The sequence below is a fragment of the Cryobacterium melibiosiphilum genome (genome assembly GCF_003602235.1).
Classification (GTDB): Bacteria; Actinomycetota; Actinomycetes; order Actinomycetales; family Microbacteriaceae; genus Cryobacterium; species Cryobacterium melibiosiphilum.
This window is the reverse complement of sequence record NZ_QZVS01000033.1, coordinates 1-10882: the sequence shown is the minus strand read 5'-3', so window position 1 is coordinate 10882 and position 10882 is coordinate 1. Positions and strand designations below refer to the sequence as shown.

The 10882-nt window shown below is 68.4% G+C and carries 7 protein-coding genes, 1 tRNA gene and 1 pseudogene; 4 read left to right on the top strand and 5 right to left on the bottom strand.

From position 1 onward, the window contains the following. A pseudogene (locus D6T64_RS22390) lies at positions 1 to 419 on the top strand (hypothetical protein); the annotation flags it as partial. Positions 420 to 541: 122 nt separating this feature from the next. Here D6T64_RS22390 and D6T64_RS00795 read toward each other — a convergent pair. The 4 genes from D6T64_RS00795 to D6T64_RS00780 all read right to left on the bottom strand — a co-directional run bounded on the left by D6T64_RS00795 (position 542) and on the right by D6T64_RS00780 (position 6190). Continuing rightward, the gene (locus tag D6T64_RS00795; protein WP_119970506.1) at positions 542 to 2197 is read right to left on the bottom strand and encodes an MFS transporter; all 1656 of its coding nucleotides are present in this window, start codon (positions 2195 to 2197) and stop codon (positions 542 to 544) included. A 162-nt stretch (positions 2198 to 2359) separates the two neighbouring features. Next, a tRNA-Pro gene (locus D6T64_RS00790) sits at positions 2360 to 2433 on the bottom strand. Between the two features lie 65 nt (positions 2434 to 2498). Further along, complete coding sequence (locus D6T64_RS00785) at positions 2499 to 3557, bottom strand: metallophosphoesterase (RefSeq protein ID WP_119970504.1); 1059 nt, start codon at positions 3555 to 3557, stop codon at positions 2499 to 2501. Between the two features lie 5 nt (positions 3558 to 3562). Beyond that, positions 3563 to 6190 (bottom strand): transglycosylase domain-containing protein, encoded by a 2628-nt coding sequence (locus D6T64_RS00780; RefSeq protein WP_119970502.1) that lies wholly within the window; start codon positions 6188 to 6190, stop codon positions 3563 to 3565. 50 nt (positions 6191 to 6240) lie between these two features. Between D6T64_RS00780 and D6T64_RS22770 the strand changes: the two genes are divergently transcribed. Next, positions 6241 to 6408: a hypothetical protein gene (locus D6T64_RS22770; RefSeq protein ID WP_199719013.1), complete on the top strand. Its 168-nt coding sequence runs from the start codon at positions 6241 to 6243 to the stop codon at positions 6406 to 6408. Then, on the top strand, positions 6409 to 6879 hold the full coding sequence (locus D6T64_RS00775) for a RidA family protein (RefSeq protein WP_119970500.1): 471 nt from the start codon (positions 6409 to 6411) through the stop codon (positions 6877 to 6879). A gap of 85 nt (positions 6880 to 6964) precedes the next feature. Here D6T64_RS00775 and acs read toward each other — a convergent pair whose 3' ends face one another. After that, on the bottom strand, positions 6965 to 8941 hold the full coding sequence (gene acs / locus D6T64_RS00770; protein ID WP_119970498.1) for an acetate--CoA ligase: 1977 nt from the start codon (positions 8939 to 8941) through the stop codon (positions 6965 to 6967). 621 nt (positions 8942 to 9562) lie between these two features. Here acs and D6T64_RS00760 point away from each other — a divergent pair. Further along, a partial coding sequence (locus D6T64_RS00760) for a CpaF family protein (RefSeq protein WP_199719012.1) occupies positions 9563 to 10882 on the top strand: 1320 nt, incomplete at its 3' end.

Below are 10882 nucleotides of genomic sequence, written 5' to 3'. Positions count from 1 at the left end.
GTGTCGTGCGCAGTCCGAGCGCGGCGCGCACGGCACCTCGGGCCGCGGCGGCGCCGGTGGCCGCCAGCCCCGCGCCCGCGCAGGCCGCGACACTGTTCAACAAGAACGTGTGGACGTCAGGATTCCAGACCGAGATCGACGCCTGCCGCGGCGCGGTCAACGTCACCGGGCGGTACGGCGTCGCCGTCATCGCCGAACACTGGTCGTGCGGTGGGTCTCGGTTTCCCGGGGCGGGTTCCACCATCACCCTCTCGGGCGTGAACTCGGGCACCTACCGGGTCGGCGGCATCGTCGCCGTGCTCAACGTGGCGACCGACGGCACGTCGAACATCCCTCGCGGGTACGACCTGCTCTACCAGACCTGCATCAACGGGTCGAGCGCCACGATGTCTTTCGCGGCGCTCACCCGCATCGGCTGAGCGTGCAGACGACGGATGCCCGGGCCGCGGGCCTGGGGCATCCGTCGCCGTCTCCCGCATGGGCAGAGAGCCGGTGACCGCGCCCCATGTGGGCCCGTGCGCTGGTCACCGCTTCGTGGCTACTAGTGGCCGCCGGGACCGGAGGCCAGGCGCTTCGGCAACGCGAAGACGAGCACGAGGGCGAGCACGCTGAAGCCGGCGCTGACGGCCATCGCCATCGTCGCGGAGTGGGTGAATCCGGTGGCGAGGTCCCCGGCGCTCGGCCCGGCGACGGTGAGGGTGCCGAAGAACACGCTGCCGATCACCGCGATGCCCACGGCGCTGCCGACACGCTGCATGACGCCGACGACACCGGATGCCGCCCCCGCTTCGGAGCGGTCGACGGTCGCCACGATGAACTGCACGTTGGGGGCGATGAAGCATCCGCTGCCGAGGCCTGCGAGCAGCAGCGGCGGCAGCAGGTGCCAGTTGGTCAGGGTTCCGGGCTCGACGAGCAGCAGCACGAGCCAGATCCAGACCAAGCCGATCGTGACGAGGGACACCCCGATCACGAGCACGTTGCGGCCGAGCAGCTGGGTCAGCCGGTCGCTCTGGGATGCGGCCACGATTGTGCCGATCGCGAACGGAATCGACACGAGCCCCGATTCGAGGGCAGTGTGCCCGAGTCCGGCCTGCCAGAGGATCGAAATGGTGAAGAAGATGCTCGTGAACGCAGCGAAGTAGACGAGGGCGAGCACGACGCCGCCGGTGAAGGCGGGGTGGGAGAACAGGTGCGGTGGCACGAGCGGGCTCAGTCCGCGCCGGGTGTAGCCCACCTCCCAGGCGAAGAACGCCACGATCAGCAGCAGGCCGCCGGCGAGGGTGAGGAAGGTCCAGAGCGGCCAGCCCTGGTCTTCGCCCTCGATCAGCGGAACGAGCAGTGCGACGAGCCCTGCGGAGAGCAGCAGCAGGCCCACGAAGTCGATTCCGCGGGCAGCGGATGCCTGGCCCGTCGAGGTCTTCCGGCCCGGCGCGCGCCCGCCCGCCGCGACCGGTGCACCCTTCGTCAGGCCGGCGCCGGCGTGCGCGCGGGCCTCCGCACTGGAGGGCAGCAGGAACACGGCCGCGACCAGCGCGATCACGCCGATCGGCAGGTTGACCCCGAACACGAGCCGCCAGCCGATGTCGGTGCCGAACGCCTCGATGATCAGGCCGCCGACGATCGGGCCGAGGGCCGTGGACACCCCGATGACCGAGCCCATGATGGCGAAGGCCTTGCCGCGGGCCCGCGGCGGGAACATCAGTTGGATCACGGCGGTCACGGCGGGCACGAAGATGCCGCCGGCGAGGCCCTGCACGACGCGGGCGACGATGAGCTGCACGTCGCTCTGGGCGAGGCCGCAGGCCAGGCTCGCGAGCGTGAACAGGGCGAGCCCCGTGAAGAAGACCCACTTGTGGCCCACGCGGTCGCCGATACGCCCGGCGGGGATGAGGGCGAGGCCGAAGGCGAGGGCATAGCCGGAGATGATCCACGACAGCGTCGCCTCGGAGGCGTCGATGCTGGTGCGGATGCTCGGCAGCGCCACGTTGACGATGGTCGTATCGAGCAGGGCCATGAACATGCCGGCCAGCAGCACGATGAGGGCCTGCCAGGCCCGGCGTGAGACGACCGGGGCGGGCGGGGTGGCTGGCGCTGGCGGGGTGGCTGGCGCTGGCGGGGTGGCTGGCGCTGGCGGGGTGGATGGCGTGGGTGTGGCGGAGGATGCGGACGTCGTGCGGTCGGGGATCGAGTCAGGCATGGGCATCCGTTCGATAAGAATGTGCCGCAGAGGTGCCGACGTGTGTGCACGGGCGACGCATTAGAATACCGCAGGCCACCGACAACGAAACCCCCACTCGACTGAGTGGGGGTTTCGTTGTCTTGGTGAAATGCTTCGTGCTGCTGTCAATCTCTAATGCTGTCGGGGTAACAGGATTTGAACCTGCGACCTCGTCGTCCCGAACGACGCGCGCTACCAAGCTGCGCCATACCCCGATGGCCCGTGGGCCTTGTCCAGTATAGGACTCTTTCAGCACCGTTCCTAACCACGGCCGGTGAGGCTACTCCGCGGTCAGCGTGAGCAGCGTCGCTTCGGGCGGGCAGGCGAACCGCACGGGCGCGTAGATCGAGGTGCCGAGGCCCGCCGACACGTTCAGGAACGCGGTTCGCAGGCCCAGGTTCCACAGGCTCAGGCCCTTGACCTGACGTCGCGGAATGTCGCAGTTGGTGACGAGGGCCCCGAAACCGGGCACGCAGACCTGGCCGCCATGCGTGTGGCCGGCGAGGATCAGCTGCGCGCCGTGGTTCACGAACGAGTTCAGGATGCGCTGGTACGGTGCGTGGGCGACGCCGATCGTGACCGTGGGGCGCGGGGCCGCAGCCTCTTCGGGGTCGGGCCAGGCTTCGTCGGCGAGCGGATCGTTGGCGCGCAGGTCGTCGATCGCGCGGGTGATCAGGTCGAGGCGGTCATGCCCGATGTGCGGATCGTCCACCCCGAAGAACTCCACGTGGGAGCCGTTCAGGTCGATCGACTCGGCCGCATTGTTGATGTCGAGCCAGCCGAGATCGGCGAACACGGTGTGCAGCGCTGCCAGGTCGAGCTTTTCGTGGCTGCCACCGCCGCTGCCGGGACCGGTCAGGCTCCGCTTGGACGGTCCAAGAAAGTACCGCAGCGGGTTCTTCATCTCGGGTCCGACCATGTCGTTCGAGCCGTTCACGAACACCCCGGGCACCCCCACAAAGGGTGCGAGGGCGTAGGCGACGCTCGCGACGCCCTCGGCGTGGCCGAGGTTGTCGCCGGTGTTCACGACGAGGTCGGGGTGCAGGTCGGCGAGCGCCCGCACCCACTCCTGCTTGTCCCGCTGCCACGGGGCCATGTGCAGGTCGGAGATGTGCAGCACCCGAATCGGCGCGGAGCCGTGTGCGAGCACCGGCACCGTCACCTCGCGCAGTGTGAACCGGCGGCGCTCCACGAGGGACCCCCACGCGAACGCGGCGAGCCCGATCGCGCCGACCAGCGCGGCCGATCCGCCCACCGACAGCCCGGTGATCTTTCCGGCACGAGCGGCGCTGACGGATGCCGCGCGGGGCGCAACTGAGCCCCCCCGATTTCGAGTCATCGCGTTCAGCCCCCGTTGTTGTTGTTGCCGTTGCCGTTGCCGTTGCCGTTGTTGCTCGGGGCCGCGCTGGCGGCCAGCTTGCCGACCACGATCGTGACCGTGTCGCCGGGCCGCGCGGCCGTGCCGGTGCCTGGCTCAACGCCGATCACCTTGCCGACCTGGTTGGGGTCGGTCACGTCCTGTTCGCGCTTGGCGATGGTGAAGCCGTACGGTGCCGCCGATAAGGCGGCCCGGGCGGCGGCCTCGGTCTGGTTGACGACCTCCGGAATCACCACGCCGGTGCCATTGCTCGACTGCACCGTGACGCGGGTCCCGCGGCTGACGGAGCTTCCGCCGGCCGGGTCGGTGCTCGCCACGGTTCCGGTGGGCAGCTCGGAGTCGACGACGCCGCCGTCGGTGAAGTCGAATCCGGCCGCTTCGAGCGTCGACTGCGCCGAGGACATGGACTGTCCCCGCAGGTCGGGCACGGTGACCTGGACGCCCTGCACGGCGGCGTTGGTCGGCTCGGCGAAGGCTTCTCCGCCGTAGTTGGTGTTGGCGACGCTCATCACGTCGGGCCACATGCGGTGCCGGGCGGTCGCGGCGGATCCGCTGGAGAAGCTCGTGTTGCGCTGGCTCCGGGCGGTGCCGCTCACGTTGACGACGCCGGCGACGGTGGCGACCTTACTGGTCGCCCCGGTCATCCAGGTGTCCTTGCTCGCGTCGGTGGTTCCGGTCTTGCCGATCATCGGCACCTTCGGGAACGTCGACCCGTTCGACTGCGTCGCGGTACCGGCGGTCATGACGCGCTGCATGGCGTAGGTCATGCCGGCGGCGACTTCGGGCTCAACCGACTGGGTGACCTTCGACTCGGGCACTGGCAGGTCGACGCCGTCGGCGCCGATGATGCGGTCGATCGCGATCGCGCTGTGGGTCTCACCGTTGTTGGCGATGCCGGCGAAGGCCACGGCCATGCTCAGCGGCGCGATCTCGTTGGTGCCGAGCACGGCGCTGGCACCCTGCTGCAGATCGTCGCCGTCGGCGCGGTGCACGCCGAAGGCTTCGGCCGTCTGGCGGATGCCGCAGAGGTCGAGTTCCTTGGCCATGCCGATGAAGCCGGTGTTGATCGAGCCGAGGGTGGACTGCAGGGCGCTGTAGTTCGCGCCGGCCTCGTTCGCGTCGTTACGCGGGTTGAAGCCGCTGAAGGTCTGCGGCCCGAGACAGCTGTCCTGGAAGGTTCCCCAGTTCGCCTTGCGTCGGGAGTCGACGCGCTCATTGAGGGAGTGCCCCTCGTTCAGCCACTGGGCGAGGGTGAAGACCTTGTAGGTCGAGCCGGGCTGGAACCCGACGGAGCCACCGTAGTTCTGGTCGGTGTTGTAGTTGATGCTCGTGTACGGGGTGCCCGACGATGCCAGCGTCGGGTCCTGGCTGTACTCCTTGTTCTGGGTCATGGCCAGTACGCGGCCGGTGCCGACCTCGACGCTCGAGATGACCGCGCCGACGTCCCAGTTGCGGTAGGTCTGCGGCACGTTCTCGGCCATCGTCGCGACGGCGGCGTCCTGCAGCTGCAGGTCGATGCTGGTGTAGACGTCGTAGCCGCCCTGGCGGAACGCCGCGAGGCGCTCCTCGGCATCCGCGCCGAAGGTCTCGTCGTTGAGCAGGATCTTGGTCACGTAGTCGCAGAAGTATGCGTTTGCGCCCGCCGTCTGGCATCCGGTGCTCGGTGCCGTGATCGTAGGCTCGATGACCGACGCGACGGCGGCGTCGTGCTCTTCCTGGGTGATGCTCTGGTACTCGAGCATCTCGCCGAGGATGTAGTCGCGGCGTTCCTTGTTGTTCGCATAGCCGTTCGCGGCGCCGTTGGTCTCGCTGTCGGGCTTGTCGAGCTGGTACCGCACGGGGTTGTTCACGGTGGCGATCAGGCTCGCGGCCTGCGGCAGGGTGAGGTTCGCGGCGGTGGTGTTGAAGTAATAGTTGGCGGCGGATTCGATGCCGTATACGGTGCCGCCGTAGCCGGCGATGTTCAGGTAACCGCGCAGGATTTCGTCTTTGTCGTAGTTCTTCTCGACGCCGATGGCGAGCCGCATCTCCTTGAGCTTGCGGTCGACGGTCTCGATCGTGGCGTCCGTGTAGCAGTCCATGCGCTCGGTGGCGTCGGAGAGCTCTTCGCACTTCTGCACGAGCACGTTCTTCACGTACTGCTGGGTGATCGACGAGCCACCGCCACCGCTGCCGACCCCGGGGGCCAGGAGGCCGATCGCGGCGCGTGAGGTGCCCTGCAGGTCGATGCCGCCGTGCTCGTAGAAGCGAGGGTCTTCGCCGTAGATCGCCGCGTCTTTGGCGTAGTCGCTGATCTGGTCGAAGGCGACCTCCACGCGGTTCTGCTGGTAGAACGAGGCCAGCAGCACGCGGCTGCCCTGCGGGTCGTTGACGTCGGCGGAGGCCCAGATGTTGCTCTTCTGGGCCAGCTGGTCGATCGAGAGGTACTCCGGCAGCGTCTCGAAGACGTTGATGGTGTTGGTTGCAGCCATGCCGGACACGGCGAGGGCCGGGGTGACCGCGGCGGTAACAAGAACGCCGGCAACGACGCTCATTCCGACAAAGCCCAGGAAGCCGCCGAGGGCCCCACTCACCGTACGTTTTTTGGCAGACATAGACTTGAGCGTAAGGGACAATTCTGCAAAACAGCCTCAATAGGAGACGCATGACCGCCTGGGAGTACCTCACAACGCCGTTAATGATCCACAACACGGCCGCAATCTTAAATAACTGGGGGTCTGACGGGTGGGAGCTCGTGCAGGTCGTGACCGGCCCGGAGGGCGGGCTCGTCGCCTACCTGAAGCGCCCGCTCGCATCCAAGGGTGATGCCTAAATGTCGAAGATCGAAGCCCGCCTGGTCGAACTCGGCCTGTCGCTGCCCGCCATCGTGCCCCCCGTGGCGACGTACGTGCCCGCCCTCGTGGCCGGAAATTTCGTCTACACCTCGGGCCAGCTGCCGATGGTGAACGGCGTGCTGCCGGCGACAGGCAAGGTCGGTGACGGCCCCGGCCTGGTACCGGCAGCGGATGCGCAGGGGTACGCCCGCCAATCCGCCTTGAACGGTCTCGCGGCCATCAAGGGCGTGATCGGGTCGCTCGACCGCATCACGCAGGTCGTCAAGGTCACCGGTTTCGTGGCATCCGCCCCCGAATTCACCGGCCAGCCCGGAGTGATCAACGGTGCCTCGAACGTGCTCGGCGAGATCTTCGGCGACATCGGCGTGCACGCCCGCTCCGCCGTGGGCGTGGCCGTGCTGCCGCTCGACGCACCCGTCGAGGTGGAGTTCGTCGTCACCTTCGCGTAGTCGCCTGCTCGCCTGACACCGGGCGCAAAAAAACCATCCCGCCGTGGAGCGGGATGGTTTTTTTGTGCCCCGTGAGGCCGGTGAGCTACTTCTTGCGCATCTTCGACGCGATGGTGTTCATGACCATCGTGTCGGCGAGCGTCGTCACGTCGCCGACCTCGCGGCCTTCGGCCACGTCGCGCAGCAGGCGGCGCATGATCTTGCCGGAGCGGGTCTTCGGCAGCTCGTCAACGATGAAGATCTCTCGCGGGCGGGCAATGGCACCGATCTGCTGGGCGACGTGCGCGCGCAGCAGGGTGCTGATGTCCTCGTGCGAGGCTTCCTCGGCCTGGCTGAGCTTGATGACGACGAACGCCACCACGGCCTGCCCGGTCGTTTCGTCGGCGGCGCCGACGACCGCGGCCTCGGCCGTGAGGTGGTGCGCCACCAGGGAGGACTCGATCTCCGCCGTCGAGAGGCGGTGACCCGACACGTTCATGACGTCATCGACGCGTCCGAGCAGCCAGATGTCGCCGTCGTGGTCGAGGCGGGCGCCGTCGCCGGCGAAGTACAGGGGGCCGTCCTTAGCACCCTTGGTGCCCTCGAACTTGTCCCAGTAGGTCTCCTTGAAGCGCTCAGGGTCGCCCCAGATGCCGCGGAGCATCGCCGGCCAGGGCTCGGTCACGACGAGCAGGCCGCCGTTGCCATAGCCCACGTGCTGGCCGTCGTCGTCGAGCACATCGATTGTGATGCCGGGGATCGGCACCTGCGCGGAGCCCGGCTTCGTCTCGGTCAGACCGGAGAGCGCCGAGACCATGATCGCGCCGGTTTCGGTCTGCCACCAGGTGTCCACGATCGGGGTGAGGTTGCCGCCGATGACCTCGCGGTACCACATCCAGGCTTCCGGGTTGATCGGCTCGCCGACCGAGCCGAGCACGCGCAGGCTGGTCAGGTCGAACTTCTGCGGAATCTGGCGGCCGAGCTTCATGAACGTGCGGATGGCGGTGGGCGCGGTGTAGAGGATGCTCACCTTGTACTTCTCGATGATCTCCCACCAGCGGCCGGTGTGCGGGGAATCGGGGGTGCCCTCGTAGAGCACCTGGGTGGCGCCGTTGGCGAGCGGGCCGTAGACGACGTAGCTGTGGCCGGTGATCCAGCCGACGTCGGCGGTGCACCAGTAGACATCCGTCTCGGGCTTGAGGTCGAAGACGTTCTTGTGCGTGAACGCACCCTGGGTGAGGTAGCCGCCGCTGGTGTGCAGGATGCCCTTCGGGGCGCCGGTGGTGCCCGAGGTGTAGAGGATGAAGAGCGGGTTCTCGGCGGGGAACGGGACGGCTTCGTGCTCGGGCTCGACGGATGCGAGCTCGTCGTGCCACCACAGGTCGCGGTCGTTCCACTCCACGTCCTGGCCGGTGCGCTTGACCACGAGGGTGTTGCGCACCGAGGAGTCGCCGCTCTGCAGGGCGGCGTCGACGGCCGGCTTGAGGGCCGAGATCTTGCCCTTGCGGTAGCCGCCGTCGGCGGTGATGACGAGCACCGCGTTGGCGTCGTCGATGCGGGAGCGCAGGCTCTCGGCGCTGAACCCGCCGAAGATGACGGAGTGCACGGCGCCGATGCGGGCGACGGCGAGCATCGAGATGACGGCCTCGGGGATCATCGGCAGGTAGATCGCGACACGGTCACCCTGCTTCACGCCCAGCTTTATCAGGACATTCGCAGCGCGCTTTACTTCGGCGGTGAGCTCGGCGTAGGTAATGGCACGGGAATCGCCGGGCTCGCCCTCGAAATACAGCGCGACGCGGTCGCCGTTGCCGGCGAGAACGTGACGGTCGAGGCAGTTGTAGGCGACGTTGAGTTCGCCGTCTTCGAACCACTTCGCGAAGGGCGGGTTGGTCCAGTCGAGGGTCTTCGTGAACGGGGTGTGCCAGTGGAGTAATTCTCTGGCCTGATCAGCCCAAAAACCGAGACGGTCGTGGGTGGCGTCGGCGTACAATTCCGGGCTCGCGTCCGCTGCTGCGGCGAACTCGGGGCTCGGGGCGAACTTGCGGTGCTCGTGAAGAAGGCTGTCGATTTTCGCGCTCATACGGTGTCGCTCCTTTGCGATGATTGGCTGCGGATACAAGGCCAGCCACCCCTGAACCATACCGCCCTGATGTGTCCTGCCACGTAACGAGAAAGGGGGCTATATTCACGCCCGCGCGGGGTACCCCGTGAACGGGGGAGCTGTTGTCCCCCTTAACGAGGACATGGGGGACTTGCGCACTGGCCCGAGCCGCGTACACTAGCTCATGTCCGGATGAAAGTCCGGGCCGGCAGCTCGTCTGGTTCCCCCCAATCGGCGCGCTGCTAGGCGGCACCTGTTCCCCCCAATAGGTGCCGCCCCCTCTATTTAACGCGCCATCTGCCCGCCGAGCCGGTCGCGGCGCGGCCGGCCGGTCCAGTGCTGCCGGGGCCACCTGGCCCCGGGGCCCAACGGGCTCGCTTGGACCGCACCGGGCCCTCGCGCAGTGAAAACAGAGGCAACACCGGTCACGCTGGCCCTAGAACTGGGGTAGCTCACGCCGCTCGATTAGCGTGCTCGTGAGTTATTTCGACCAACGCGGCGTCGGTGCGCGTCCCCTCCACAGGGCCCGCACGGCGGAAGTTGCCCACATTTCGTCAGGTGGAGCCCCGACGGCGCGTGCAATCGCCCTAACGTCGGCGCATGAATGAACCGTTTGTCGCCGTTCCGTCCTACGCCCTCTCGCCGAAGGTGCCCGCGACGCCGGAGGCGGGGCCGGCCACCCCGGCGCACGTCTCGGTGCCTGTGCCGGTGCCGGTGCCGGTGCTGGTTCCTGTGCCTGAACGTGGGCCGGTGGCTGTCCCCGGGCTGCGGCCTGTTCCGGCTTCAACGTTCGGCGTGTTGGCGCCGGATGTGTCGGCGCGGGACGTGTCGGCGCTCGGCGTGTTGGCCCCCTTCGCGGCCGGCGCCGGGGTCACGGATCTCTTCGTGAACGGCGAGGCTGGACTCTGGGTCGATTCGGGGCGCGGTGCGGTGCGGCACCCCGAGTGGACCAGCACCGAAGCGAGCCTGCGCGCCCTCGCCGTCAGTCTCATCGCTCGCGGCGGTCGGCACATCGATGAGGCGACGCCGTGCGTCGACGTGCGCCTTGCCGACGGAATTCGCGTGCACGCCGTGCTGCCGCCGGCCTCCAGCACGGGAACGCTGCTGTCGATCCGGCTGCCTGTGGTGCAGCGGCCGACCCTCGCCGCGCTTCTGTCGGCGGGGCTCTGCGGTGTCGCCGGCAGCGACGCATCGGGAGGGGAGTCAGTGGGAACGGCGTCAGCGGGAGGGGAGTCAGTGGGAGGGAAATCGGCGCAGGGGGAGACATCCGTCGTCGAGCAGCGGCTGCGACGGGCGGTGACCGATCGGCACAACCTGCTGATTACGGGTGCCGCAGGAAGTGGCAAGACCACGCTGCTGGCGGCGCTGCTGGCGGAAGCATCGCCGGGGGAGCGCATTGTCGTGATCGAAGACGTCGCCGAACTGCGGATCGACCATCCGCACGTGGTGGCACTCGAGTGCCGCCAGCCGAACGTCGAGGGGGCCGGCCACCTCGGTCTCGACCGGCTGCTGCGCGAGGCGTTGCGAATGCGTCCTGACCGGTTGGTGCTTGGCGAGTGTCGCGGCGGGGAGATTCGTGAACTTCTCGGCGCCCTTAATACCGGGCATGACGGAGGGGCCGGCACGCTGCACGCGAACACCCTGGCGGATGTCCCGGCGCGGCTCGAAGCGCTCGGCGCCCTCGCGGGCCTCGCACCGGAGGCCGTCGCCCGGCAGGCCGTGAGCGCGATCCAGCTCGTGGTACATCTCGAGCAGGTCGGCGGCATCCGGCGGGTGCAGGCACTCGGCCGGTTGCTCATCGATGCCCGGGACCGGCTGGCGGTTGCCGCGGCGCTGCAGCCGGCCGGGCCGGGCAGAACTGGTGGGGCAGGCGGGCCGGGCGGGCCGGGCGGGGTAGGCGGGGTAGACGGGATCGGCGGG

Coding starts and splice junctions, on each gene's coding strand:
- D6T64_RS00775 (WP_119970500.1), top strand. CDS start 6,409: ATGTCGAAGATCGAAGCCCGCCTGGTCGAACTCGGCCTGTCGCTGCCC.
- D6T64_RS00795 (WP_119970506.1), bottom strand. CDS start 2,197: ATGCCTGACTCGATCCCCGACCGCACGACGTCCGCATCCTCCGCCACA.
- D6T64_RS00785 (WP_119970504.1), bottom strand. CDS start 3,557: ATGACTCGAAATCGGGGGGGCTCAGTTGCGCCCCGCGCGGCATCCGTC.
- D6T64_RS00780 (WP_119970502.1), bottom strand. CDS start 6,190: ATGTCTGCCAAAAAACGTACGGTGAGTGGGGCCCTCGGCGGCTTCCTG.
- acs (WP_119970498.1), bottom strand. CDS start 8,941: ATGAGCGCGAAAATCGACAGCCTTCTTCACGAGCACCGCAAGTTCGCC.
- D6T64_RS22770 (WP_199719013.1), top strand. CDS start 6,241: ATGACCGCCTGGGAGTACCTCACAACGCCGTTAATGATCCACAACACG.